This is a genomic window from Vibrio sp. 1874, assembly GCF_033344395.1.
GTDB lineage: Bacteria > Pseudomonadota > Gammaproteobacteria > Enterobacterales > Vibrionaceae > Vibrio > Vibrio alginolyticus.
The window spans coordinates 525,500-549,208 of record NZ_JAWPOR010000001.1; the positions used below are offsets into that span (position 1 = coordinate 525,500).

A 23,709-nucleotide genomic window follows, 5' to 3' on the forward strand; every position below is an offset into this window, starting at 1 on the left:
TGATAGAGGAATTGCCCTCATATTTCATCCCATTTTTCAATTTTATAAAGAGTGAGAGTGTAAGTGGTTACTTCATTGTTAACCAAAGCGCGTGGATCGTACCTGGTAGAAAGAAGAAACACGTCAATATTAGATTAATCAAAAAGTCTTTATTTAGACCTTTCTCCATAAACACCGCGACAGGCGGAAGAAAGATACATAACAAAATCAGAACCAGTTTTCTTGTATCCATAATTAAGCTCCAAATCGATAAATGGGAGTAGTGATAACTTGGGTGAATTATGTGTGTCGTATCACACTTTATCAAACGGTATTTGGTCAGAACGGTGTTAAAAAACGCGAATATTGAGTGTAGTAAATACTTGTCACTAAAACCAAATTTATAAGAATATGGTTTCGAGAAAGTTGCGATGGATGAAGAGGCAGTAGACTCTGCAACTTAATGTGATTTGAGTATACAATACCGCAACAAATAAAAAACACCCGTAGGAAGAAGGCCATGTCGCAACCCGTTTTATCCCAAATTAATGTTTTTCCGGTTAAGTCAGTTGGCGGTTTATCGCTGTCGTCCGTATGGGTTGAGAAGCAAGGATTGAGCTTCGATCGTCGCTTTATGATTGCGAAAGCTGATGGCTCGATGATCACCGCGCGAAAGTATCCGCAAATGGTAACCATTAAGTCTGCCCTATTGTCCGATGGAGTGGTGTTTAGTAGTTTGGGTATGGAGCCACTTAAAATCCGTTACCAAGATTTCAAAATGCAGGAGACACCTGCAACGGTTTGGAAAGATACATTTACTGCCTATACCACGACAGATGATGCAGATGACTGGTTTAGTCGTGTTTTGGGGCTGCGCGTTGAGTTGTTATTTAGTGGTGAGCAATCGAATCGTGTCCGTGAAAAGCTAGGTCAAAACGTCAGTTTTGCTGATGGTTATCCGGTTTTAGTGATCAGTCAAGCTTCACTTGATGAGCTGAACCGAAGAAGTTCAGAACTACACTCAATGGGTCAGTTTCGTACTAACTTAGTTGTCTCTGATACTAAACCATTTGAAGAAGATTCATGGAAGCGCATACGAATCGGTGAGGTAGAGTTTGAGTCTCTCAAACCTTGCGAGCGCTGTATCCTGACTACGGTGAATACCCAAAGAGGCACATTCCGTGAGAGCAAAGAGCCGCTCAAAACCTTGCAACAGTTCCGTGCAAACGATGTCGGTGGTGTGTTCTTTGGCCAGAATCTTGTCGCGCGAAATGAAGGCATTATTCGTCAAGGCGATAAAGTTGAAGTATTGGAGTACAAAGAGCCGGAGTTTTACGCAGATAACTCGCCAGTGCGCATGAAGCTTACATGTGTTGAGCGTGAAGAAATTGCCCAAGACTTTGTGACCTTATGGTTAGAGCCAAACAAAGGCTCGTTGCCTAATTACTTGCCAGGACAACACCTGCCAATAGAGGTGAATATTGATGGTAAGAAAGTGGGTCGACGCTATACCTTATCATCCAGTCCTTCTCGCCCGGGTCGTTATGCTATTTCTGTAAAGCGTATCGCGGGCGGAAGAGTCTCTAACTCACTCTTAGACAACTTACAAGTCGGTGATGTTTTAGAGGCAGAACAACCTGACGGTCAGTTCCACCTTAAAACGCATGAAGCGCAGCCTCTGCTGTTACTCTCTGCGGGTAGCGGAGTAACACCAATGTTATCAATGGTGCGTTACTTAGCGGATCACAATCAGTTGGATAATGTGGTTTTCTACCATCAATGTCGCACCGAGAATGATATTCCTTGTCGCTCAGAGTTGGAGCAGTTAAAGCGTGAGCACCCAGGGCTAGAAGTAAAAGTCTGTTTAACGCAACCTGCTGTTGATTGGTTTGGTTTGAAAGGGCGTTTAAGTTTGTCACACATTAAGCAAATCAAAGATGTTGAACAGCGCCAAGTGTTTGTGTGTGGTCCTGATGGTTTTATGGAGAAAGCGAAAAATCTCCTGCTAAGAAAAGGGCTGCCAGAAGAAAACTACCATCAAGAAGCGTTTGGCGTATCTTCAGTCACTTCAAGACCAGAGAAGAGCATAGCGATCGATTTCAATGGGACGAAAGTTGTAGGGAATAATCAGAAAACGTTGTTAGATCAGCTTGAAGACGCAAGGAAGGTTGTTAGCAATAGCTGTCGTGCTGGCTTATGCGGCGCGTGTAAGGTTCAGCTTACGTCGGGTCAAGTACATCATCCGGACGTGCCTGCGTTGACAGATGAGGAACGTGCAATGGGAACCGTATTGGCGTGTTGTGCTGTGCCAGAGACGGACGTAACAGTAACCAACTAGGCGAGAGCAATTTTGTCCTTCGACAAAAACTGTTCCTAGACAAAAAAACGCTGCTATTTTTAGCAGCGTTTTGAGTTTTAAAGAGAGCTGAAAATATCGCTTAGTCGTAAATCGTCGGGATTGGCTGGCGTTTGTGCTGCGTTGCTTTGTAAATCGCTACCAGACGGTCACTCACTTGCTGTGGAACAGGTTTGCCCTCTAAGAAGTCGTCGATTTGCTCGTAAGTTAGGCTTAGGGCATCTTCATCTGCTTTTTGTGGAGCAAGCTCTTCTAAGTCTGCTGTTGGCACTTTCTTAACTAGTTGCTCAGGTGCACCCAATGTAGCAGCTACTTCACGAACTTGGCGCTTACTTAATCCGAACAATGGTGCCATGTCACAAGCGCCATCACCAAATTTAGTGTAGAAACCAGTGATGTTTTCTGCTGAGTGATCAGTACCAAGAACAAGGCCGCCTACGTAGCCCGCGATCTCGTATTGAGCAACCATGCGAGCACGCGCTTTTACATTGCCTTTTACGAAGTCGACTTTTGCTGCATCAGTTGGTAGAAGATCTGTGCCTTCTAATGCAACGTGAGAAGCCGAATGAAGCCCGTCAACACCTGCTTTGATGTTCACCGATACAGAATGGGTTGGCTGGATAAAAGACAGAGCGAGCTGAGCCTCATCTTCATCTTTTTGCTCCCCATAAGGCAGGCGAACTGCGATAAATTGGTAGCTATTGTTGCCCGCTTCTTCGTTCAGCTGGTCTACAGCCAACTGAGCTAAACGACCACATGTCGTTGAGTCAACGCCACCGCTGATGCCAAGAACAAGAGACTTACAGCCCGCTTCTTGCAATTTACGCTTAATAAAAGCGACACGGCGTTCAATTTCAAAATGCGGATCAATTGAAGGGAGTACGCGCATTTCGTCACGGATGGATTGTTCCATTTAGGGTTCCTTTTCCTGCAAATATTTCAGACTCTAAAGCACATTTGCTCAAATGGTGATAAACCATACAGTTGAGGCTCATTAAACGCGACTTTAGGGTCAAAAGCTGTAAAGATTAGTAGTATCATACCGAAATCATCAGATTAGAAAACTCTCTTCAACCAGGTAATCACCGGATATGAAAAAAATCGCCATTTTTGGTAGTGCATTTAACCCACCTAGTTTAGGGCATAAAAGTGTTATTGAGTCTTTGAGCCACTTTGATCTTGTGTTACTTGAGCCAAGCATTGCACACGCTTGGGGCAAGAACATGCTTGATTACCCAACTCGGTGCAAAATGGTTGACGCGTTCATCAAGGATATGGGGCTTTCTAATGTTCAGCGTTCTGATGCAGAGCAAGCTTTATACCAACCTGGACAAAGTGTGACGACCTATGCGTTGTTAGAAAAAATTCAAGAAATTTACCCAACTGCCGATATAACTTTTGTCATTGGTCCTGATAATTTCTTCAAATTTGCTAAATTTAGTAGAGCTGAAGAGATTACGGAACGTTGGACTGTTATGGCATGTCCTGAAAAAGTAAAAGTCAGAAGCACAGATATTCGCAAAGCATTGGCCGAGGGTGAAGAGATCGGCGCCTATACAACACCTTCCGTACGTGATTTATTACTTAGTAAAGGCTTATACAGAGAAACATTGTCTGGGAACTGAGAGGTCAGATTTTCATGGTCAGAGTAGTTTTATTTAGTGCATGTGCGCTGCTTGTGGTGACACAAGCTCATTCCGCGTGTAACTATTTTTCTGATCGTTCCGTGGTGTTTGAAGATAACACGCTTCCAATCTGTGAAGAAATTTTAGATTCCATCGGCGTGTTAAGTACTGAAGCATTGATTTGGTATGCAGCGGAAGCGAAGCTTGAAGGACCAACAGAAAACTATTGGGAGGAGTGGGCGATTAAGCCGGAAGACACCCCACTTCTAACTCAAAACTTAGAAAAGAATTACTTTGGTCTTGGTTTTTGGATGCCGGAAGAGCTCCGAGACGAAGAGAGTAAAATGGATACAGAAGAGTGGCTTCGTAGTCACGGGTTGATGTTCAGCGTTGGTTTTGGTGATAAATCCGACGGACAGCCAAGAATGCGGTTTGATTATCGTTGGCACGAATATTATGACGCTGACTGGATGATGCAGATAGAAGTACCTTTCTAGACACCTCAAGCAAATGAAAAAAGGGCGTACATTATCAATGTACGCCCTTTTTGTTTTTACTTGAATCTCTACTTTCTGTATCCGTAACTCTACGTAATGCTGAAAACGTAGCTTGTTAAAGAGCAAGTTATAGCGCTTCTCCAAAGACTAAAAAGCAAAGCTGTTCATATTCTTCGGTGTTACCAGCAAAAAGAGAGTCAACAATCTGCTCTTCCTTCTTCCCCGACAGTTTCATTTTTCTTGCTTCACGTAGTGTTAGTACCAAGCAAAGCTCTTTAGAAATATTCATGTCACAGCCAGGTGTCCACTGATTGATGGTTCTTGTTAATGTTGAGTGCGCTAGTTTAGGAGACAGCGTCAATACTTCATGCCTTACTACTGTCAGTAGATCGGTTTGCAGATCCGAGCGTTCGGCTGTTGTTGCTAGCTTCTCGACGAGCGCTTTTAGTAGCGGTGAAGGCTTCACAAAGCCCGCCTGTTGTGAGAAGTCGTCATTTAAACGCACAGAAAAATCACAACGATATACACGAGAATTAGGTAAAAAGGTGAGGGAGCTCAAACATCCTTGAGGAATCCAAAAATATTGGCCTGGTTCAATGGCATACTCCTGCTTACCCAATTTAATGACGGCTAACCCTTCGATGACAGACAATAGACTGTGCTTCAGTGCTTTTTTACGCGCAGCTACATCAAGAAAGGGGTATTTAGCGTCGTGAAATTCAATTGCGTAGTTCATTATGAGTACCAGTGTTTTTTGGCGCTAAGGGTAACGTTAAACCCATACGATTCCAACCTGCTGAGAGAATTTTTTAGCATGATAAATGGTGGCTTAACTGGTATGACCATGTTAAAAGTATGGGTTGAAATGCTGCTTGTCAGCAAAACTATGCGTAAAATGTGCCAGCTTTTTTTGATATGTAATGAACAATGACAGCCAATACCGATCCTTATATTGAAATTCGTCCTTACAACGACGAAGAAATTCCAGCAGCGCTGGATCGTCTAATCCAAGATGATGAATTTATCACTGCTATCCTAGAACATCGCTTTGCTAATAAAGCAGCGTGGTTCAAAACGCTAATGAGCCCGATCCTGCGCATCTACCTGAAAGCCAAGTGGAGCAAGCTTGATTCTGTCGAAGCAATTCAGATTGAAGTGAAGAAGTATCTGAAAGATACATTGAATAAGACAACGGATGGCGTCACTTTTTCTGGTTTGGATAAGCTGGATAAAAACACGTCATACCTATTCGTTTCTAACCACCGTGATATTGCGATGGACCCTGCGCTCGTAAATTATGGCTTGTACCAAAGTGGGCACCGTACAGTTCGTATAGCGATTGGCGATAACCTGCTGAAGAAGCCATGTGCGACAGAATTGATGCGACTCAATAAGAGCTTCATCGTTAAGCGCTCTGCTAAAGCGCCTAGAGAAATGATGAAAGCATTGGGACAACTTTCAAGCTATATCAAACATTCGCTTGATACTGGCAATTCAATTTGGATTGCCCAAAAGGAAGGCCGTGCTAAAGATGGAAACGACTTTACTGATCCTGCGATTTTAAAAATGTTCCATGTTGAAGGTCGTAAACAAAAGATCAGCTTTGGTGAGTACACGCGTTCTCTGAAAATCGTTCCTGTCTCGATTTCCTATGAAAATGATCCATGTGACATTGCCAAAGCAAAAGAGCTGTACGAAAAAGCAGAAAATGGCCGCTATGAAAAAGGCGAATTTGAAGATATCGAAAGCATCATTCAAGGTATCGTTGGCTATAAAGGCCGTGTACATGTTGCGTTTGGTGATGTGATTGAGCAAGAGTTTGAAACGCCGGAATCTCTTGCTGGTGAAATCGACCGCCAAATTCACAACAACTACAAGTTGTACCCAATCAACTTGTTAGCTGCTGGGCATGAAGATTCGAGCATCATTACGGAAGCAGTTAAGCGTCATCTCGCGGATAAGTTGGATCAGCTACCTGAAGGCGCAAGACCTTATTTGGTGGCGAGCTATGCCAATCCTGTGAATAACCAAGAGTAACTTTCGTCACTGAACTCTGTTGATTCAGAATGCCTTAAAGCCTCGGTCTGCCGGGGCTTTTGTTTATCTGCTCTTTAAGGTGCGACGGCGCCACCAAGGGTTAAATTGCTAGGCCATTTGGTGATCCTGTTACCACCTAAATAGATATTCCCTTTCACCGTCATTGTGTCTGGAAATACTTTCAGCGCTGATCCTCCAATATAAAGATTACCATCAACCACCAATCCTTCAGGAAGTTCAGAAATGGGAGTGCGAATAACACTTAGATCACCTTTTACTCGAAGTTTAGCTGGAAGCGCTTTTAACGGTGTATCTGTCAGATTTAGGTAACCGCCTAGTTTGATGCCTTTAGGCCAGTTTTCGATCTTACTACCTAGTAGGTTTGCATAGCCTTTTATCTTTGTTCCTGAGCGAATAACTTTGAGTGCGCTGTTAGTTGCTTCCAGACTGCCTTCAACATCAAGCCCTTTAGGCAAGGTTTTGATAGGGGTTTGTGAGATGTTTAAGTTGCCCTTTACCACTAGGCCAGAGGGTAGTTGGGTATAAGGCTTGTTTCTAAGATCAAGATTGCCGTAATTATCGATGTGACCAAACTTAGAATAGTAATCTAGCTCATATGCCAAAGGAGACGAGCAGAGCAGGATTGAAGTAAGGCATAGGGAAACAAAACGCATAGTCAAAGAGTTAGTTAAATACCGAGATCAACAGGTGCTTATCTTATACTTAAATAAACCTATTATGCATTTTTTGCTCACAGTTTTTGATTCATAACTTAAATATTCAAATTAGAGATGCACGCTAAAAGTGTGCGCTTCTTTACTGCGCTAAGTAACTTCAAGCTTACTAAAATGAGATAAATTAAATGATTGAATGTGAAGCAGATTCAAGCGTAGAGGTGAGAAAAATATCAGTAGATATTTGAATAATATGAGATTCTTCCAAGAACTTCACAAGGGTCCTTGTTAGTATTATTGAGGTTTGAGGGAGATTTTCATGAAGTTAAAAAGTGTATCTATTTTTACCGCTGGTGTTTTTGCAGTACTGCTGTCGGGTTCCGTTTTTGCTAAATCATACAGTACACCAGAAAACAAAGCGCTAATAGTTGCTGACGGTAAGGTAGGTCAGCATATCTGTTACTACGATGATAAAGCCTACAGCACAGGGGCCGTGATTAATGTTGAAGGCGTATTACTGATGTGTACCGCTGAGAACGATTTTGAAACCAATGGCTCGTTAAAGTGGGTCGTGTTCAAAAAAGATAAATAAACGCGCCGAAGTTGTCTGTTTCATTTAGAGCGGTTTAAGATTAAGAGATTGGAAAAATAAAAAGCGAGCATCATGCTCGCTTTTTTCATTAACGCGCGAGTGAGCGAGTTTTTAATTCAAAGATAAGTTTTTCAGCACTTACTTCAAATTTGAATCGAGCCGTCGCTTGGTTCGATTCTTCGGTTATTTCTGAAACATTGTATTCAACATCAACACATACTGATTTAGCGAGCTCGATGTATTTTTGTAGTTCAGACTCTAGCTCTGTTTTTGTCTGTGCGAAAACCGTTACGTCGGCAACTTCGTCACCTTCTTTGATGATAAAGCCAATCTCGCCAGCACAGCCGCAGGCCTCACATACTTGGTTTTTTTCTAATTCGACACTCATAACGAATCCTCTTGTAAATACTAAGGGTATTCTATCAGGTATTTGATCTGTATCTACAAAAATGACGACTTTTGTTTAAAAAAGGAACAGAATAGGCACTTGTTAAGTAAGGGTTAAAGATTGGATTACTAAATCATCAAGAACGTTAATGTGATATATATCAACATTTAAAATCAATTAACGAACATAGTGACGAGATTTTGCTCAGTCCAGTTGAACTAATGGTTAATTTATAAGACTATTTCTTGATTGATTATTTTTAATAATTATCATTCTTGGTCTTTGAATAGTTTCGATGAATAATTGGCGCAAGGTTTTGATGAGACTAACTTTTCGCCTTATTTTGAGTAGCATGTATTGACAAAAACATAACTGAAAATTACACATTACGCAGTGTAAAGACGTTATGGTTTGGAACTCGACATGATATTAAATAGTCGCAATACATATACCCAAAGCGCTTTCAAGTGCAGCGCTTAGCAACCTGATTTCTAGGTTTTCGCTAATCGAACCGCATCGGCGAGCCGGGTATAATGCTAAGAATGATTTCATTCTGGCCTCATTTAATAGTGAGTTAGATGGATTTACAAAGAGAAGAGCTTAAAATATGCCAAAGCGTAGTAAAGAAGATACCGAAATCACTATCCAAAAGATCATGGATGCCGTTATTGATCAGCTACTCAGATTAGGTTACGACAAAATGTCGTACACGACGCTAAGCCAGCAGACAGGTATATCGCGTACCGGTATTAGCCATCACTTCCCTAAGAAAACGGACTTCACCGCCGCACTGGATGGCCGTATCTTTAAAATGTTTATTGAACACTTAGAGTTTGATAAAGGATTAAATGCATTTTCACAAAGTTGGATTAAAGCGCTGGAAGATGCTGAGTTCCTCGCGATTTTACGACTGCTATTCCATCACATTGTCACCGCTGAAAATGCGCAAGAATTTGCTGCTAATGGTATTGACCGCTTATACAAAATGGTTGAAAGCCAGTTTGGTGCGGGTGGTGACAAAGAGCTTGAGTGGTTGATTGGTCGTTCATTGATCCAAATGAGCAAGTAATAGCCTTTAAAGCAACGAATTCTGCCACTATTAAAGCAAAGGCCCGCAACTCTCATATTGCGGGCCTTTGTCGTATCGAAGTGTTTTAGAGACGGCTTAGAGGAGATACGCTTTATGCTGCGGCATGCACTTGAGGGAAGTCTAGCGTCGGATGTTTTGTCACAATAGATCGATAGCCATAAACTTGCTCAATGCGCTCTGACGTTAGTGCATTCCATGGCGTGTCATCACAAACTAGTTTCCCGTTATGCAAGAGTACAAGGCGGTCTGCGTACTGAGAGGCTAGATTCAAGTCATGTAACACCACAACCACCGCTGCGTTTTGTGCTTTTGCCGTTTCACGAGCAATCTTTAACGTGTTGTGTTGGTGGGCGAGATCCAACGCTGAGGTAGGTTCATCAAGCATTAAGATTCGTTTTTCGCCAGATTGATGTAGTTGTGTCATCACTCGTGCTAGATGCAGTCGTTGCTTTTCTCCACCAGATAAAGACGGGTACAGGCTTTCTGCTAAATGCAATACGTCGGTTTGTTCCATGTAATGTAAAGCCAGTTTAGTGGTTTCTTTATTGGACAGTGATAGCGGTATTGCCCCCAGCTCTACTACTTCTCTGGCTAGAAATGGGAAGGTTAAGGTGCTGTGCTGCGGGAGCATTGCAATATGTTTGGCGCTTTTTTCAGGCTCCCAATCATGCTTTTGTTTACCGAAGTAGGTGATGTGATGATTCGAAGAGATCTCACCGCATAGAAGCTTGAGCAAAGTACTTTTACCTGCGCCATTGGGGCCGAGTAGGGCGGTCACTTCACCAGCTCGGATATCAATGTTGATGTCATCGAGCACCACACGGTTGCCATACGTCATCGAAATGTTTTTCCCCGATAAAACGATCTGGTTCATTACAAAATCTTCCCTTTTTGCTGGAACAATAAGTAGATGAAAAAGGGCGCGCCAATCAATGCGGTCACGATTCCAACTGGTAATTCAGCTGGTGCCACGGCAACACGAGCAAACATATCTGCGGCAGTAAGAAGCAGTGCTCCCATTAAGGCAGATATTGGTAATAGCGTTCGATGGTCAGGCCCAGCGAGCATGCGCCCTAAGTGAGGAATCACGAGCCCAATAAAGCCAATTGCACCACTGATGCTCACCGTAATACCAACACCCAGTGCAGAAAGTAAAATAAGCTGACGTTTGAGTTTTTGAACCGGAACTCCTAAGTGTCTTGCTTCTGATTCCCCTAACAACAGAGCATTCAGCGCCATCGACTTCTTCTGGAACCAGAGTAATAGGATGACGAGTGTTACAGCAGATAGAGCAATCCCTGACCAATTTGCACCAGCTAATGAGCCCATCGACCAAAGCGTCAAGTCTCGCAGCATCTGATCATCTGCGATAAAGTTCATGTAGCCAATCGCAGCACCCGAGAGCGCACTGATGGCAACGCCGGCTAACAACATAATTGTAACTGAGGTACCAAACTTACTTGTGCCGAGTTTATAAACGAGAATAGTCGTTAGTGCACCGCCAAGGAAAGCAAAAAGAGGCAGAGCCGCTAAGTTCATTAGTTGCGGATAGTTTTGGCTAAATTCAGCAAATACAACAATAGCGAATGCACCACCAAGAGCAGCGCCAGCAGACACACCAATGATACCAGGCTCGGCTAATGGGTTACGGAACAAGCCCTGCATAACCACACCACAAATTGCCAAAATGGCGCCGATGAACATACACAAAATGGTGCGAGGCAATCGGATTTCGTTAATGACCAACTGAATGTGAGGAGCGAGATCAGAACTGCCTCCCGTTAGGCTACGCAAACTGTCAGCAAAGCTAATGTTCATTGGGCCAACGGTAATAGAGGCGATAGCAATAAATGCTAAAAATCCACTAAGCACTGATAACGTCGTTGAAAGGGGGATGCGTCTTAACAACATGTCATGTCTCTATGGGTAAAGCAGTGCATTCAAGCGTTTAGCTTCTGCAAGGCTTTTAAGGCCCAAACCACCTACCAGAGCATGGCCATCAATCGTTATGATGTCTTTGTTCTTTCCAGCGGGTGTTGCAGCAAGAAGCGGCATTGCTTTTAAAATTGCATCGGCACCACCCAACGTTTCATAGCTGCGACCACTAACAAGAATCACGTCAGGCTGCATCTCTACCATCGCTTCTGTGGATAGAGGCTTGTAAGACGAGAGTTGTGTAGCGGCTGGGTTTTGTCCGCCGGCGAGTTGAATAATTGCATCGGGTGTCGTTTGTGAGCCCGCAACATTTGCAGGTCGCCCTTCATGGATCAGCAGAAAGAGCACTTTCTTTTTCTTTGCTTGATTAGGCTGGTTTGCATTGAGTGCTTGTACTTGCGCCTGGACATCTTGCTTTAAGCTTTCAGCTTGAGCCTTGCGATCCATAAGGTTCGCAATTTGATCAATACGTTGATAAAGGCCCTCGACATTTGCATCAGTATTAACAATTTCTACATCTACGCCAGCCGATTTCAATTGGCTCAATGTTGTTTTCGGCCCCATCTCATCAGAACCAATGACTTTTGTCGGACGTAAGGCGAGCAACCCCTCCGCTGAAAGACGACGATGGTAGCCCACTTTAGGCAGTTCCATCCCTTTTGGTAATTGACTGGTGACGTCGATAGCAACCAAGCTATCTTTAGCGTCGAGTTCAAGCAAGAGTTCAGTGACGGCGCTGCCTGCGCTAACAACGCGCTCTGAGGATGGCGTTTCATTGGCAAAAAGTTGACTACTCGCGAGTAGGGAAATAGCTGCCGTGATAACAGCATGAATAGTGATGCGTGTGTTCTTCATTTTGAAAGGATCTCTATCTTACTTATTTTTATGATGGCTCTTCAGTGAGTAACTGAGTTGCTTGAATTCCGTTTTCTTGTAAAAAGCCGAGAAGTTGTACTAGCGACTGAATATTCGCGGTTTTTTCTGCTCCAATTACAATCGGTTTATCGCTTGACTTACTCTCTTCTAACAGCGCGAGGGTAAAGTTGTCCCAATCGATATATGTCTTGCCGTTAATAGCCCAGTAAGGCTCGTCTTTAAGAATATTTACCGTGATGGATTGCTTATCGACATCTGCAACAGCCTGAGATTCTGTGCTCGGTAAATTGACGTCTAATGAATCGAGTTTGACCGCTGCGGTTAACATCAGGAAAACCATGACGATAAAAATAATGTCTAACAGCGGTGTTAAATCGGGGGTTAAACCGTTACGACTATTTTCTTGTGGTGTTTTAATCATTTAGTTGCTGCCTCAATCTTCTCAGAAGAGCGCAGTGTTACTTTTGAGTGGTCTGGCGAGACATGCTGTAACGAGATACCTTCAAGCCATAAGTTGACGTAGTTTAAAGTGTGCTCAAGCTTGGCGATTACACGATCCGCCCACAAACCAATGATCTGCGCTCCTGAAATGGCAGGAAGTGCGATAATGAGACCCGCGGCAGTGGTGCGCATAGCAAGACCTAGGCCGTCAGCCAAATCATTCGGAGTGATATTCCCCGTTGAAACCGCGATGCCTTTAAACATGTCAATTAAGCCAAGTACCGTACCAAGCAAGCCAATTAAAGGGCTGATGACGCCAATCAGCGTCAGCAAACGAAGGCCGGAATGCAGCTGATGGCGTTTTTCTTGCAGCCAAATACCTGCGGCATCCTCTCTTAAAGATTTCGAGAAAGAATGATGAGCAAGCAACATCGCAACACCACGGTACAGAAGCGGCCGCTTATTCGACAACTCTTCAGCAAGTGCTTCAAGCTCGCTCCCATTTGTTGGGTCTAATCCTGTGAGCTTTTGGCGAATGGCTCGCTTTCCTACACCAAGGCTAATTAACACATGGAATAATCGCTCGGCGATGATCATCACCGTTAGAGCTGAGCAAATGATCAAAGGCCATGTCATCAGCCCAAATTGAGTTTGTAATTCTTGTAGTTGTTCCATTATCCATCCAACTTAAAACGAACAGGTACTTGTACTCGGTGAGCGACTTTTAGCCCACCTGAAATATGTGGTGTAAATTGCCACTGTTTGATCGCACGAAGTGCTGAGGCATCTAGCGACTCTGTGCCGGAAGACTCAATCAAAACCTGTTTAATCTGGTTACCATTCTCATCTAGCCATATCTCATACAAGGCTACACCCTCAATACCGCGTCTTTGTGCAGATCTTGGGTAACGGGGTTGTGTTGGTTGACTCACAAACGTTGGTTTGTCGACCAAGACAGGCTGAGACGTTGCCCCTTTGGATTGGCTCGCAGGTGCGGATTGTTGAGCTACCGTCTCTTTCTTCACTGGTTCCGTTTTTTTCTTTGGTTTCGCTTCGGGCTGAACCTTTTGCTTTGTTACGGTTTTGGTGGGCTCGACCGCTTTAGGTTTAGATTGTTTAACCGGTTCAGGTTTTTTCTCTACTACCTTCTTCTTAACAGCGTCTTTCTTGACGACCTGTTTTTTTACAATTTTCTTTTCTGGTTCAGGTTGGTCTTGAGGCTGCTGCTCTTTTGATGGCGCTACATTTTCTGGTGTAGATTTTTCGACAGCGGGAGGAGCAGACACAAGATTTAGACTTACCGAACTTGCTGGGTTTCCAGCCGGCATCGCGAACACCTTTGTCTCTTGAGAAACAAAAAGAAGTGCGGCATGGATGACAAGGGAAGCACCTCCTGCAATGACATATCTTTGTACGTTCACGGAATATCTCGGGAAACTATGAAAACTTGGGAAGATTATTACTTACAATGGAAATAAGATCAATTATCAATTGCATTATCATTACGCTCAAATTATGATTCTTGCAGAATTTTTAAGATCAGCTTCCATCCCTTACATGATGGGAGTTAAGCGAGTATATATGAGCGTCGATATCGATAAGCTTGATGAATCAGTGTTGGGCAGTGATAGTCCTGATCCATTGCGATTTGCTTTTGTTAAGAAGCATTCTGCACATGCCGGGGGAGCGAGCGTACCTGTGCCCTCGTCTCAACAACAGGCGATTTTTTCGAGTATTACGGCTAACTCAATTAAAGCGACCAATAAGCGCTGTCTTTATATTCATGTTCCGTTTTGTCGCGTTCGTTGCACTTTTTGTAACTTCTTTCAAAATGCTGCAAGTCGCACACTGGTTGATGAGTACTTTGAAGCATTAATGCAGGAGCTTAGAGAGAAAGCGGCATTACCTTGGACACAAAATGGTATTTTTCACGCCGTATATATCGGGGGCGGAACGCCAACGGATTTATCTCCAATACAGGTTCGTGTGTTAGGCCAGGCTATCCGAGACCACTTTCCTTTGGCCGCAGACTGCGAAATCACCTTAGAAGGTCGCATCAATCGTTTTTCTGATGAGTTGTATCAAGGCGCTTTAGACGGTGGGTTTAATCGTTTCTCTTTTGGTGTGCAAAGTTTTAATACACAAGTGCGCCGCAGCGCAAAACGTTTAGATGATAGAGAAGATGTCCTCAAACGGGTGAGCGAGATCGCCAAAGAAGACAAAATTCCGGTCATTATTGATTTACTCTATGGCTTACCTTATCAAACCAAAGAAGTGTTAGAGCAAGATTTAAATGATTTCCTCTCGACTGGCGCACACGGACTGGACTTGTATCAGTTAGTGGTTGGTGGGTCAGCTCCCATGCTCAACCTCGTAGAAAAGGGAAAAATCCCGCCACCTGCGACCACACCAGAAAAAGCGGGAATGTATGAGCTCGGTGTGAACTTTATGGCCAAACACCATATGAAGCAACTGAGTGTGAACCATTGGGCAATCGATAACCGCGAGCGTAGTTTATACAATAGTTTAGCCAAGACTTATGCAGAGGTATTGCCAATTGGCTGTGGTGCTGGAGGTAATATCGGTGGCTACGGGATGATGCAACACCGCACACTAGAGACCTATATTAAAGCGGTCAAAGAAGGTCAAAGCACCATCGCGATGATGATGAAGCAAAGCCCTCTAGAACCACTTTTTTCTGCACTCAAATCTGCGTTTGACCGTGGCATTGTTCAAGCAAATCAACTTCCATCATTTATGGGAGAGGACGCGTTCGGGTTTTTATTGCCTCTATTTAAAGTGTGGCAAGCGAAAGGCTTAGTACAACTACATGAACGTAGCGCAGTCCTTACTCTTGCAGGCAGCTTCTGGGCTGTGTCATTGGCTCAAAGTTGTATTCAGGTACTCACGTCAGAGATGAACGAAACCGTACCGAAAGCATCCAATAATTAATGAAAACAAATTGAACAAAAACGGAAGACACAATGGAATCAATCAAGCAACAAGTTGAAGTATTACTAGAGCAAGAACCACAATTATTGCCAGCTGCGATGGCAGAGCGTCTTGGCATTTCCGAGTTTGAGGTTGTTGCGGCTCTACCTCAGGAAATGGTGGCTATTGCACCAGGAGAGCAAGCGCAAAGCATCTTAGAAAGTTTGGTTGGTTTTGGCCCGGTGACGACCATCGTCCACTCTTTTGGTTCTATCTTTGAAGTTAAAGCGCCGTTTCCAAAAGGAAAAGTGGCGCGTGGCTATTACAATTTAATGGGTAGAGAAGGTGAACTGCACGGCCACCTTAAATTAGATAACGTTAAAAATGTCGCATTAGTCAGTAAACCGTTTATGGGTAGAGAGAGTCACTATTTTGGTTTTTTCTCAGAGTGCGGAAGCAATATTTTCAAGGTTTATTTAGGCCGTAACGAAAAGCGCGAGTTGATTGAAGAGCAAGTAACCGAATTTCGCGCCCTACAAGCCGAATTAAAAAAGTAATCACAAACATAATCGAGGCTTAACTCGAATACTAATTAGTAAAGTCAGGTATCAATATGGATCAACAAGTTAAACAAGAGCGTTTGCAAGGTCGTTTAGGGCCAGAGATCAAAGAGTTCCGTCAGGAGCGTCGTACACTTCAGCTTGCAACTGTCGATGCAGAAGGTCGCCCGAATGTAAGCTACGCGCCTTATGTCCAAAACCAGGAAGGTTATTTCGTTCTCATTTCTAAAATCGCTCGTCATGCCCGTAACCTTTTAGAAAATCCAAATGTTTCATTGATGATGATCGAAGATGAAGAGTCTTCAAAGCAGCTGTTTGCTCGTAAGCGCTTAACTTTTGATGCGGTAGCAAATGTAGTTGAGCGAGACACAGAGATGTGGCAACAAGTTGTTGGACAAATGAAAGAGCGTTTTGGTGAGATTATTGATGGTCTAAGCCAGCTAGAGGATTTCGTTTTGTTCAACTTAAAGCCAGAATCGGGGCTATTTGTTAAAGGTTTTGGTCAGGCGTATCAAGTGTCTGGTGATGATTTAGTCGATTTTGTTCACCTTCAAGAAGGTCACAAGAAAGTCGAAAGTGCCTGATTGTAAACCGATCATATGAATGTCGATCATTTGGCATAATGAACGTTTAAAGGGAGTTAGGTTATACTGACTCCCTTTTTTATATTGGAACAAAAGCATGAAACCTGTAAGCAAGGAATTGAGCGAGATTTGCTATCCGTTTATTTACGAGGACAGTCCGGTTTGTGACTTTGAAATTACAGCAGATGAACTTTGTAGTCGTATTGGCCTTGTTCTCGCTATGGAATTGGACGAGTTTAGCCGCGATATACTGACAAGAATGCAGCCTAATGTTTATCATCTAAATGGTTCGGTTCGCGGAAAATTAGCGATTACAGAAGCGGAAGTTGAAGAGTTAAAGGCCGATTATGCTTTGCTCAAGCAACGTATTGATGGCGGCTTCAAAGGCTTTGTTCTACCCGGAGGGCACTCGGCAGCCAGTCAATTGCATTTGTGCCGTTGCCAAGCTAAAAAAACGGTACGAGCATTAGTTGCCGTTGAACATACAGGTAAGAAGCAGCCCTCACCTATTTTGTTTCGTTACGCGAACTTATTAGCGAATGTACTTTACAGCCTAGCTTCTTATATTAATCATGCTCACCAAGTCAAAGAGACGGAATTCGTTTCTCGTAGTTACGCGATGCCAAAGAAGTGAGCTGAGAAATTAGCGGATGTGAGCATCAGGGATAGGACAAGCACTGCATTATATTCTCAAATCAACTCGTCCAATAAGAGTTAAGAAGTCATAGCTTTGGCTTCTAGCTCTTTTGCTCCGCGAAGCATCGCTTCGATTAGTTCTCCAGCATTGAACTTCTCAAGTGCCTCATGCGCGCCAACTTGGTGAGCTCTGTCTACACAGATTTCGCTCGATAACGATGTATGTAAAATGCGGTATGAATGGTTCAGAGAGGAATTATTCTGAACTTCAAATGCTAACTCATAACCGTCTAATCCGGGCATTTCAATATCGCTGACCAGAATATCAATTGGGCGATGAGCCGCAGCGTCACTTTTCATCAGTTCCAATGCATCTAAACCATTTTTACAGATTTGATACCCAATATTGATGCTATCGAGTGCGTCACACAGCTGTTTACGAGCGATGGAAGAGTCATCCACCAATAGAATACTGAGTGCTTTTAGGCGTTCTCGCTCAATATCTGTCAGCATTGGGATCTTTGAATTCTCGTACTGCGGATAAATTTTGGAAAGTAGCAGCTCCACATCCAGCATTTGAACAGTTTTGTCCTCGTAGCGAGTAATTCCAGTCACGAAAATATTTTTTCCAGCGCTCGGAGGTGGCGTTTCAATAGCTTTCCAATCGCACTCAATGATCTTCTCTATACTACGAACCATAAAAGCAACCACGGTTCGCAAGCAATCTGTCACGATCAAGTAGCAGCTTTTATATTCTTCTTCACTTATAGGACGAAAGCCAACAGCTGCTGACATATCGATCACTGGTACTGTTAAGTTACGTATCGTAACTGTTCCAATGACGTGATGATGCGAGTAAGGGATCTTCGTCGTTGGCATGTATGGGACGATTTCACGGACTTTTAGCGTACCGATAGCGAAACTCTGTTGCAGGGTGAGCTTAAACATCAACATGCCCTGAGACTGATTCGCTTTGCTTACGACTTTTGCCATGAAAATAACCTTATAAATACCACCGAATTGTGTCTAATCTAATCTTATCAGACGAAGGCTTCAACCATCGGAGAGACAAATGTGAGCTTTTTAGACAATCTTTTAGAGAATAGTGATTAACTGAGCAAAACTTGTTTGTATTTTAAACTCATTATGTAGACGATTTTATATTCCTCGTGTATTGGGGCCTTTACCGCTGAGCTATTATTAAGAAATGTTTGGTCTGTTAAAAAGGATTGGGTACACTTGCGCGACCAGAATAGTGAGAGATAGATCAATGGCAAATACAGCAGCCGCATTACATATTCTTGTGAAGCACAAAGAGCAAGCGGAAGACATAATCAAGCAACTGAAAAAAGGCGCTAAGTTTCAGACATTAGCGAAGAAGTATTCAACTTGCCCGTCAGGCAAACGCGGTGGTGACCTTGGTGAATTCCGCCGTGGTCAAATGGTACCTCAGTTCGACAAAGTGTGCTTTTCTGGCGAAGTGTTAACGCCGCATTTAGTTAAAACCAAGTTCGGTTGGCATGTTGTAAAGGTGCTTTACAGAACATAAGGCTTGGTATCGACCTAAACATTGTCAGATGAAACCCACAAGCATTAAATATCATCTGTACGGTCTCTTTTCACCAATCACTACCGTTATGACATGGCAGATACATTCTGATCTGCCATGCTCAACCAAACGCTAATCTTTCCAAACTAGAAACTCATTTATATGCAGTTAACTTGGCTTTTCTCATAAGTCGTTATCCTATTTCAAGCTTTGGTATGAGAATACGTTTGCTGGTTGTATCAATTATCAATGCTATTCCTTGCTGGCGAACTTTGGTTCATGTTCGGACGCCATTCGCATATGATAGCGACCTTATAAAAAATTAACCCCGTTCATAATTTAAGATGTCCCTGACTCATAAAGACTATTTTAAAATCGCATTTCCTTTCATCGTTTCTACTGTTACCCAACCATTATTGGGGGCGGTGGACACCGCGGTGATCGGTAAACTCGGTGTGGCTGAGATGATTGGTGGTGTAGCGATCGGCACCGTCATCATGAATACCTTGTATTGGCTGTTTGGCTTCTTCCGCGTCAGTACTACCGGGCAAAGTGCAATCGCATTAGGTAAAAATAGCCCAGAGGATCAAGCGAGTAGCTTATTGCGTCCTTTCGTGCTTTCGCTCTGCCTTGGCTTGATTTTCATTGCGTTGCAGTCCGTGATTTGGATGGGGGCAGAGCTGATTATCTCCCCTGATGCAGTCGTGGCCGAAAACGCTAAGATTTACTTCGATATTATGATCTTTGGTGCGCCATTTGTACTGCTGAACTACACCGTGATTGGTTGGTTGATGGGGCAGGCGAAAGCCAAAGAAACCTTGTTCACGCAAGTGTTTGGTAACGTGCTGAACATCGTGCTGGATATCGTATTTGTGTTGTACTTCGATATGGGGATTGCTGGTGTTGCGGTGGCGACACTTATCGCGCAAATCTCGACGTTTGTTATCGGTGCAGTGCTGGTGTTGAAAACCTGTCGCTTCCCGCTGTTTGATTACATTCAGACCGCAAAAATGACGCGTAAAGATCTCAAAGTCATCGCGTCTTCCAATATGGATCTGCTGCTTCGTACTGTGTGTCTATTGGTGTTCTTCAACATGATGGCGCGTGTAGGCTCTCAGCTTGGTTCTGATGTGCTTGCTGCGAACGCAATCTTGATGCAAGTGACCTTTATCGTCAGCTACATGTTCGACGGTGTGGCGAATGCGTCGAGCGTCTTTGCAGGTAAAGCAGTAGGGCAGAAGAATAAGACATTGCTTGATAACGTGATTAAGCTAAACACGCAATGGACCGCAGCGTTCGTTGTTGTCTTGACCTTGCTGCTAGTGCAGTTCAAACACCAAGTGGTGTCGTTATTTACCACTTTGCCAAATCTTGTTGAGCTGTATTTGGACATGAGCCCTTGGTTATTGGCATTCCCGTTGGTTGCTGGTTTTGGTCTTACGTTTTACGGAATCTTTACCGGTACAGGGACGACGCGACCAGTGCGTAACTCTACCTTTCTAACCATGGTGTTGTTCTTAGTGACTCAATTTATTGCGGTGCAATATTGGGGCAACCACGGTTTATGGCTGGCATTCACGTTGTTCTACGTTGGGCGCTTTGTCTTCTTGTTTCCATACCTCGGTCAAGTTAAACAAAAGTGTCTTTAATACACACTGTCACAAATGACCTAACTTAGATGTTCTTATCACAAGGGGGGGAGCTATCTGCCCTTGTTGATAAATCTGAAAAAGGTGATGAAATAACCTTTCCGACTGGTTTCCTTGCTTTAACCCGCATGATATTATTTGTGATGTTATATTATTACATTTAGTTTGATGCCGTGATTTCTCGACCAATACTCTCCGTTAATAATCTCAGCCTTATAGACTCAGAACGCACACTCTTCAAAGACATTTCTTTTGAGCTGTTTCAAGGTGAAGTTCTTGCCATTATGGGACCTTCCGGCATTGGTAAATCCATGTTGTCGAAAGCCGTCGCAGGTTTTTTGCCGTCTGATATTTGGGTAGACGGAAGTATCCAGCTTAACAGCAGTGAAGTCGCACAAACTGCCATGCTGCAACGCAGTCAATCGCAGCGTCCTGCGGTCATTTTCCAAGATGCACTTAAAGCGCTGAATCCATTGGCGTCTGTCGAACAACAACTGTGTTTGGCATTGACGGGCAACAAAACACGCTTGTCTTCAGCAAACCGAGACACGGTGACGACCTTGTTGTCTCAACTCGGATTTGCAGATCCAAAAGCAGCATTGGCGCAGCATCCAAGCCAGCTATCTGGTGGTCAGCGCCAGCGTATTTGTATTGCGATCGCGTTGCTTGGTAGTGCCAACTTGATCATCGCGGATGAGCCCACCAGTGCGCTCGATCCAATCACCGAAGCGGAGATCCTTGAGTTGTTTCGCAGTAGTGTTCAGCAACGCAACATCAGTGGTTTGTTGATCACGCACGACCTATCTGCGGCTTTGGCGTGTGACAAAGTCTTGGTGATTGCGGACAACACCATGGTGGCTTATGGCGCACCATGGCAAGCCATTCAGCAAAGTTCGCATCCTTTCTGCCAACAACTTGCGCAACTGCTGCCTTAACCTCATCTCTGGAGCCTATTTTGACTAAGCACAACTTGAGCGGGCACACGCAGCCTAAATCGGCGGAAGTTCGCTTTGAGCAAGCCAGTGTTCACTATTACTCCAAACCAAATTGGTTGGGGGGCAAACCGTTTAAAGCGCTCGAACAATTGGATCTTGCCATCGACACAAAGAACATTGCGATTGTTGGTCCTTCTGGCGCGGGTAAATCGACCTTGATTGAACTTCTATTTGGTCTTCGTAAACCCACATCTGGTGAAGTGTATGTGTGTGGCTATCCGCTATCGCGTAGCTCGGCTAAGCAGCGCCAAGAGTTGTGTCAGCACATTCAATTGATTCCGCAAGAGCCGCAGTCGAGCTTGAATCCTTATTACACCGTTCGTCAGATCTTACTGGAGCCGCTAAGCAATATTGGTTTAACGCAAGAGCTTAACGAGAAGGTGGAAAAGGTTTTGGCGGATGTCGGTTTAGATCTCACATTGTTGGAGCGTAACCCGCAGCAGTTATCGGTTGGGCAAGCGCAACGTGTGGCTATCGCCAGAGCTTTGATTGTCGAGCCTTGTGTTTTGGTTGCCGATGAGCCAACCAGCAGCCTAGACCCCGTCAGTCGTAAACAGATTCTCGACCTGTTGGCAGGCATTCAAAAGAGTCGTCAGATGCGCCTGATTTTGGTGACACATGACCTCGATGCGGCACAAACCCTATGCGATGAAATCCTAGTGTTAGACAAAGGACGCGTTGTCGAGCACGGCACGGCACAAAACGTGACAAATAATCCATCACACTTGATCACGAGAGCCTTGATGAGAGCTCAACACAAAAGTAATGAATTCACAAAAACCATTGGAGAGGTTTCTTATGCACCTTAGTACTCCCAAGTTAGCTTTGTCGCTGGCTTTAAGCGCACTGCTGACGGGTTGTTTTGACTCTGGCGAAAGCAAGCCAGAAGCGGGAAAAGCAGCTGCACCGCAAGCAACGGAAATTCGCGTTGCCATGATGCAACCACCACGCACAGGTTTGTCGCCACTTTCAGATGACGCGTTCAAACTGTCACGTTGGAGCACGGCAGAAACGCTAGTGAACCTAAACGATCAGTCGGTAGCAGAGCCTATGCTGGCAACAGAGTGGGAACAAGTTGACCCAATGACGTGGCAATTTAAGGTACGTAAAGGCGTGAAATTCCACGATGGTTCTGAGCTTGATGCCAACGCGGTCGTGAACTCTCTGCAAAAAGCATTAGATGCCGCACCTAAACCACGCATCTTGGACGGTATCGAATGGCAAGTTCGCGCATTGGACGACTTCACTGTTGAAATCAAAACGACCTTTAACGATCCACTGTTGCCAAGCCGTCTTTCTAGCCCACAGCTAGCGATCCTTTCTGGTGCTGCATATCAAGAAAACGGTCGTGTTGTGCCAATCAATGCGGGTACGGGCCCATTCGTTCTGACAGAAATCAACGGGACAACCAGCGCTAAATTGAAGCGTTTTGATGGTTACTGGGGTGAAAAAGCGAAAGTAGATAGCATTTTTGCGGAATACGTACCAAACGGTTTTGCTCGTGCTGCTGCACTACGTACCGGTGAGGCGGATGTAGTTGAAGCCGTTCCTGTTTCGCAAATCGCGATGATGGAATCTTCACAACTGCATGAAGTTGCAATGCCACGTACCAACACGCTTTACCTAAACAATAAATCAGATGTGTTTAGCCAGTTCGGTTTGCGTAAAGCAGCGGCTCAAGCGGTTAACCGTGAGCAAATCATCAAAACGGTTTACGAGAACCACGCCGATTCAGCAAAAGGTTTGTTAGGTCCTGCATTGGCATGGGCTCAACCAATTCGTGATGCGAACCCTCGTATGGAAACCATGGAAATGCGCCACGCGAACGGAGAGAAGATCACCATCGGTACATTTACCGACCGTGCTGAGTTGCCAGAAGTAGCGGTGCTGCTAAAGCAACAACTTGAAGCGGCTGGCTTTGTGGTTGAGCTAGACGTTCGTGAATACGCACAAATCGAAAACGATGCACTAGCAGGTAAGTTCGATGCGTTCTTGTTGTCACGTGCAACGGTGCTGGATTCTGGCGATCCAGTGGCGTACATGCAAAGTGACTTTAGCTGTAAAGGTTCTTACAACCTAGGTCAGTTCTGCTCTGAAGAAGTGGACGCAGCATTGAAACACGCTGATCGTCAACCTTTGGGTGAGAAACGCCAACAAGCGATCATCGAAGCAGAAAGCAAAATCCTTGAGCAATACGCTGTGATTCCACTGCTTCACGAGCGTGTAATCCAAGGTGAGAGTGATCGCGTGAAGAATGCACAACGTGACCCACGTGAGCGTCGCCTGATCGACCAGTTTACTGAGGTGAACTAACT

At 44.2% G+C, this 23,709-nt stretch carries 27 protein-coding genes; 15 read left to right on the forward strand and 12 right to left on the reverse strand.

The window, feature by feature from the left end; translation table 11 throughout:
- Positions 1–67 precede the first annotated feature (67 nt).
- Entirely contained in the window at positions 68–232 is a 165-nt protein-coding gene (locus R8N46_RS02355) for a YqaE/Pmp3 family membrane protein (protein WP_005375297.1), read from the reverse strand.
- 267 nt (positions 233–499) lie between these two features.
- Here R8N46_RS02355 and R8N46_RS02360 point away from each other — a divergent pair, with 267 nt between their 5' ends.
- Entirely contained in the window at positions 500–2,317 is a 1,818-nt protein-coding gene (locus tag R8N46_RS02360) for a hybrid-cluster NAD(P)-dependent oxidoreductase (protein WP_171345490.1), read from the forward strand.
- A gap of 100 nt (positions 2,318–2,417) precedes the next feature.
- Here R8N46_RS02360 and nadE read toward each other — a convergent pair whose 3' ends face one another.
- Positions 2,418–3,248: an ammonia-dependent NAD(+) synthetase gene (nadE, locus tag R8N46_RS02365; RefSeq protein WP_005375299.1), complete on the reverse strand. Its 831-nt coding sequence runs from the start codon at positions 3,246–3,248 to the stop codon at positions 2,418–2,420.
- Positions 3,249–3,426: 178 nt separating this feature from the next.
- On the opposite strand from nadE, the gene R8N46_RS02370 reads away from it, so the two are divergent.
- Both R8N46_RS02370 and R8N46_RS02375 read left to right on the forward strand, forming a co-directional pair.
- Positions 3,427–3,960 (forward strand): nicotinate-nicotinamide nucleotide adenylyltransferase, encoded by a 534-nt coding sequence (locus R8N46_RS02370; protein ID WP_005375300.1) that lies wholly within the window; start codon positions 3,427–3,429, stop codon positions 3,958–3,960.
- A gap of 14 nt (positions 3,961–3,974) precedes the next feature.
- Entirely contained in the window at positions 3,975–4,457 is a 483-nt protein-coding gene (locus R8N46_RS02375; RefSeq protein ID WP_017635276.1) for a hypothetical protein, read from the forward strand.
- 127 nt (positions 4,458–4,584) lie between these two features.
- Here the strand turns inward: R8N46_RS02375 and R8N46_RS02380 are convergent, their stop codons facing one another.
- Positions 4,585–5,193 carry a hypothetical protein gene (locus R8N46_RS02380; protein ID WP_005375302.1) on the reverse strand — a complete coding sequence of 203 codons (609 nt, stop codon included), beginning with the start codon at positions 5,191–5,193 and terminating at the stop codon, positions 4,585–4,587.
- A 191-nt stretch (positions 5,194–5,384) separates the two neighbouring features.
- Between R8N46_RS02380 and R8N46_RS02385 the strand changes: the two genes are divergently transcribed.
- On the forward strand, positions 5,385–6,494 hold the full coding sequence (locus R8N46_RS02385) for a 1-acyl-sn-glycerol-3-phosphate acyltransferase (RefSeq protein WP_053350090.1): 1,110 nt from the start codon (positions 5,385–5,387) through the stop codon (positions 6,492–6,494).
- A 74-nt stretch (positions 6,495–6,568) separates the two neighbouring features.
- On the opposite strand, the gene R8N46_RS02390 is transcribed toward R8N46_RS02385, so the two are convergent.
- The gene (locus tag R8N46_RS02390) at positions 6,569–7,168 is read right to left on the reverse strand and encodes a hypothetical protein (RefSeq protein WP_017821237.1); all 600 of its coding nucleotides are present in this window, start codon (positions 7,166–7,168) and stop codon (positions 6,569–6,571) included.
- Positions 7,169–7,487: 319 nt separating this feature from the next.
- Between R8N46_RS02390 and R8N46_RS02395 the strand changes: the two genes are divergently transcribed.
- Positions 7,488–7,760: a YnjH family protein gene (locus R8N46_RS02395; RefSeq protein WP_047101743.1), complete on the forward strand. Its 273-nt coding sequence runs from the start codon at positions 7,488–7,490 to the stop codon at positions 7,758–7,760.
- An 88-nt stretch (positions 7,761–7,848) separates the two neighbouring features.
- Here the strand turns inward: R8N46_RS02395 and R8N46_RS02400 are convergent, their stop codons facing one another.
- Positions 7,849–8,148, reverse strand: a complete 300-nt coding sequence (locus R8N46_RS02400) for a YfcZ/YiiS family protein (RefSeq protein WP_042521564.1) — start codon at positions 8,146–8,148, stop codon at positions 7,849–7,851.
- A gap of 607 nt (positions 8,149–8,755) precedes the next feature.
- Here R8N46_RS02400 and R8N46_RS02405 point away from each other — a divergent pair.
- On the forward strand, positions 8,756–9,217 hold the full coding sequence (locus R8N46_RS02405; RefSeq protein ID WP_005385033.1) for a TetR/AcrR family transcriptional regulator: 462 nt from the start codon (positions 8,756–8,758) through the stop codon (positions 9,215–9,217).
- Positions 9,218–9,329: 112 nt separating this feature from the next.
- On the opposite strand, the gene R8N46_RS02410 is transcribed toward R8N46_RS02405, so the two are convergent.
- Genes R8N46_RS02410 through R8N46_RS02435 form a run of 6 tightly spaced genes read right to left on the reverse strand, consistent with a single transcriptional unit; the run spans position 9,330 to position 13,911 of the window.
- Entirely contained in the window at positions 9,330–10,112 is a 783-nt protein-coding gene (locus R8N46_RS02410; RefSeq protein WP_005385036.1) for a heme ABC transporter ATP-binding protein, read from the reverse strand.
- The gene (locus R8N46_RS02415; RefSeq protein WP_005375318.1) at positions 10,112–11,149 is read right to left on the reverse strand and encodes a FecCD family ABC transporter permease; all 1,038 of its coding nucleotides are present in this window, start codon (positions 11,147–11,149) and stop codon (positions 10,112–10,114) included. Before R8N46_RS02415 ends, R8N46_RS02410 begins: the two co-directional genes overlap by 1 nt.
- 9 nt (positions 11,150–11,158) lie before the next feature.
- Positions 11,159–12,028, reverse strand: a complete 870-nt coding sequence (locus tag R8N46_RS02420) for a heme/hemin ABC transporter substrate-binding protein (RefSeq protein ID WP_193837189.1) — start codon at positions 12,026–12,028, stop codon at positions 11,159–11,161.
- 28 nt (positions 12,029–12,056) lie between these two features.
- A complete protein-coding gene (locus R8N46_RS02425) occupies positions 12,057–12,470 on the reverse strand; it encodes an ExbD/TolR family protein (protein WP_005375322.1) in 414 nt (137 codons plus the stop codon).
- Positions 12,467–13,165 carry a MotA/TolQ/ExbB proton channel family protein gene (locus R8N46_RS02430; RefSeq protein WP_005375324.1) on the reverse strand — a complete coding sequence of 233 codons (699 nt, stop codon included), beginning with the start codon at positions 13,163–13,165 and terminating at the stop codon, positions 12,467–12,469. Before R8N46_RS02430 ends, R8N46_RS02425 begins: the two co-directional genes overlap by 4 nt.
- Positions 13,165–13,911, reverse strand: coding sequence for an energy transducer TonB (locus R8N46_RS02435; RefSeq protein ID WP_080773752.1), 747 nt, complete (start codon positions 13,909–13,911; stop codon positions 13,165–13,167). Before R8N46_RS02435 ends, R8N46_RS02430 begins: the two co-directional genes overlap by 1 nt.
- Positions 13,912–14,071: 160 nt before the next feature.
- On the opposite strand from R8N46_RS02435, the gene hutW reads away from it, so the two are divergent.
- The 4 genes from hutW (at position 14,072) to R8N46_RS02455 (ending at position 17,199) form a co-directional block, all read left to right on the forward strand.
- On the forward strand, positions 14,072–15,442 hold the full coding sequence (gene hutW / locus R8N46_RS02440) for a heme anaerobic degradation radical SAM methyltransferase ChuW/HutW (RefSeq protein ID WP_025768508.1): 1,371 nt from the start codon (positions 14,072–14,074) through the stop codon (positions 15,440–15,442).
- A gap of 32 nt (positions 15,443–15,474) precedes the next feature.
- Complete coding sequence (gene hutX, locus R8N46_RS02445) at positions 15,475–15,978, forward strand: heme utilization cystosolic carrier protein HutX (protein ID WP_053303816.1); 504 nt, start codon at positions 15,475–15,477, stop codon at positions 15,976–15,978.
- A gap of 56 nt (positions 15,979–16,034) precedes the next feature.
- Positions 16,035–16,565 (forward strand): heme utilization protein HutZ, encoded by a 531-nt coding sequence (gene hutZ, locus R8N46_RS02450; protein WP_005375331.1) that lies wholly within the window; start codon positions 16,035–16,037, stop codon positions 16,563–16,565.
- A gap of 97 nt (positions 16,566–16,662) precedes the next feature.
- Positions 16,663–17,199 (forward strand): ATP:cob(I)alamin adenosyltransferase, encoded by a 537-nt coding sequence (locus R8N46_RS02455; protein ID WP_053303815.1) that lies wholly within the window; start codon positions 16,663–16,665, stop codon positions 17,197–17,199.
- Between the two features lie 80 nt (positions 17,200–17,279).
- Here R8N46_RS02455 and R8N46_RS02460 read toward each other — a convergent pair whose 3' ends face one another.
- On the reverse strand, positions 17,280–18,194 hold the full coding sequence (locus R8N46_RS02460) for a chemotaxis protein (RefSeq protein WP_005385059.1): 915 nt from the start codon (positions 18,192–18,194) through the stop codon (positions 17,280–17,282).
- A gap of 214 nt (positions 18,195–18,408) precedes the next feature.
- Here R8N46_RS02460 and ppiC point away from each other — a divergent pair, with 214 nt between their 5' ends.
- The 5 genes from ppiC (at position 18,409) to R8N46_RS02485 (ending at position 23,707) form a co-directional block, all read left to right on the forward strand.
- The gene (gene ppiC, locus R8N46_RS02465) at positions 18,409–18,750 is read left to right on the forward strand and encodes a peptidylprolyl isomerase PpiC (RefSeq protein ID WP_080276970.1); all 342 of its coding nucleotides are present in this window, start codon (positions 18,409–18,411) and stop codon (positions 18,748–18,750) included.
- Between the two features lie 344 nt (positions 18,751–19,094).
- Positions 19,095–20,399: an MATE family efflux transporter gene (locus R8N46_RS02470; protein WP_193837190.1), complete on the forward strand. Its 1,305-nt coding sequence runs from the start codon at positions 19,095–19,097 to the stop codon at positions 20,397–20,399.
- A 173-nt stretch (positions 20,400–20,572) separates the two neighbouring features.
- On the forward strand, positions 20,573–21,334 hold the full coding sequence (locus R8N46_RS02475; RefSeq protein WP_193837191.1) for an ATP-binding cassette domain-containing protein: 762 nt from the start codon (positions 20,573–20,575) through the stop codon (positions 21,332–21,334).
- A 20-nt stretch (positions 21,335–21,354) separates the two neighbouring features.
- Positions 21,355–22,203, forward strand: coding sequence for an ABC transporter ATP-binding protein (locus R8N46_RS02480; RefSeq protein ID WP_193837192.1), 849 nt, complete (start codon positions 21,355–21,357; stop codon positions 22,201–22,203).
- The gene (locus R8N46_RS02485) at positions 22,193–23,707 is read left to right on the forward strand and encodes an ABC transporter substrate-binding protein (RefSeq protein WP_205461286.1); all 1,515 of its coding nucleotides are present in this window, start codon (positions 22,193–22,195) and stop codon (positions 23,705–23,707) included. Before R8N46_RS02480 ends, R8N46_RS02485 begins: the two co-directional genes overlap by 11 nt.
- The last annotated feature ends 2 nt before the right edge of the window (positions 23,708–23,709 follow it).

Excerpts from the sequence above, each read along its gene's own strand:
- R8N46_RS02355 (WP_005375297.1), bottom strand. The coding sequence starts at position 232 with ATGGATACAAGAAAACTGGTTCTGATTTTGTTATGTATCTTTCTTCCG.
- R8N46_RS02360 (WP_171345490.1), top strand. The coding sequence starts at position 500 with ATGTCGCAACCCGTTTTATCCCAAATTAATGTTTTTCCGGTTAAGTCA.
- nadE (WP_005375299.1), bottom strand. The coding sequence starts at position 3,248 with ATGGAACAATCCATCCGTGACGAAATGCGCGTACTCCCTTCAATTGAT.
- R8N46_RS02370 (WP_005375300.1), top strand. The coding sequence starts at position 3,427 with ATGAAAAAAATCGCCATTTTTGGTAGTGCATTTAACCCACCTAGTTTA.
- R8N46_RS02375 (WP_017635276.1), top strand. The coding sequence starts at position 3,975 with ATGGTCAGAGTAGTTTTATTTAGTGCATGTGCGCTGCTTGTGGTGACA.
- R8N46_RS02380 (WP_005375302.1), bottom strand. The coding sequence starts at position 5,193 with ATGAACTACGCAATTGAATTTCACGACGCTAAATACCCCTTTCTTGAT.
- R8N46_RS02385 (WP_053350090.1), top strand. The coding sequence starts at position 5,385 with ATGACAGCCAATACCGATCCTTATATTGAAATTCGTCCTTACAACGAC.
- R8N46_RS02390 (WP_017821237.1), bottom strand. The coding sequence starts at position 7,168 with ATGCGTTTTGTTTCCCTATGCCTTACTTCAATCCTGCTCTGCTCGTCT.
- R8N46_RS02395 (WP_047101743.1), top strand. The coding sequence starts at position 7,488 with ATGAAGTTAAAAAGTGTATCTATTTTTACCGCTGGTGTTTTTGCAGTA.
- R8N46_RS02400 (WP_042521564.1), bottom strand. The coding sequence starts at position 8,148 with ATGAGTGTCGAATTAGAAAAAAACCAAGTATGTGAGGCCTGCGGCTGT.
- R8N46_RS02405 (WP_005385033.1), top strand. The coding sequence starts at position 8,756 with ATGCCAAAGCGTAGTAAAGAAGATACCGAAATCACTATCCAAAAGATC.
- R8N46_RS02410 (WP_005385036.1), bottom strand. The coding sequence starts at position 10,112 with ATGAACCAGATCGTTTTATCGGGGAAAAACATTTCGATGACGTATGGC.
- R8N46_RS02415 (WP_005375318.1), bottom strand. The coding sequence starts at position 11,149 with ATGTTGTTAAGACGCATCCCCCTTTCAACGACGTTATCAGTGCTTAGT.
- R8N46_RS02420 (WP_193837189.1), bottom strand. The coding sequence starts at position 12,028 with ATGAAGAACACACGCATCACTATTCATGCTGTTATCACGGCAGCTATT.
- R8N46_RS02425 (WP_005375322.1), bottom strand. The coding sequence starts at position 12,470 with ATGATTAAAACACCACAAGAAAATAGTCGTAACGGTTTAACCCCCGAT.
- R8N46_RS02430 (WP_005375324.1), bottom strand. The coding sequence starts at position 13,165 with ATGGAACAACTACAAGAATTACAAACTCAATTTGGGCTGATGACATGG.
- hutW (WP_025768508.1), top strand. The coding sequence starts at position 14,072 with ATGAGCGTCGATATCGATAAGCTTGATGAATCAGTGTTGGGCAGTGAT.
- hutX (WP_053303816.1), top strand. The coding sequence starts at position 15,475 with ATGGAATCAATCAAGCAACAAGTTGAAGTATTACTAGAGCAAGAACCA.
- hutZ (WP_005375331.1), top strand. The coding sequence starts at position 16,035 with ATGGATCAACAAGTTAAACAAGAGCGTTTGCAAGGTCGTTTAGGGCCA.
- R8N46_RS02455 (WP_053303815.1), top strand. The coding sequence starts at position 16,663 with ATGAAACCTGTAAGCAAGGAATTGAGCGAGATTTGCTATCCGTTTATT.
- R8N46_RS02460 (WP_005385059.1), bottom strand. The coding sequence starts at position 18,194 with ATGGCAAAAGTCGTAAGCAAAGCGAATCAGTCTCAGGGCATGTTGATG.
- ppiC (WP_080276970.1), top strand. The coding sequence starts at position 18,409 with ATGTTTGGTCTGTTAAAAAGGATTGGGTACACTTGCGCGACCAGAATA.
- R8N46_RS02470 (WP_193837190.1), top strand. The coding sequence starts at position 19,095 with ATGTCCCTGACTCATAAAGACTATTTTAAAATCGCATTTCCTTTCATC.
- R8N46_RS02485 (WP_205461286.1), top strand. The coding sequence starts at position 22,193 with ATGCACCTTAGTACTCCCAAGTTAGCTTTGTCGCTGGCTTTAAGCGCA.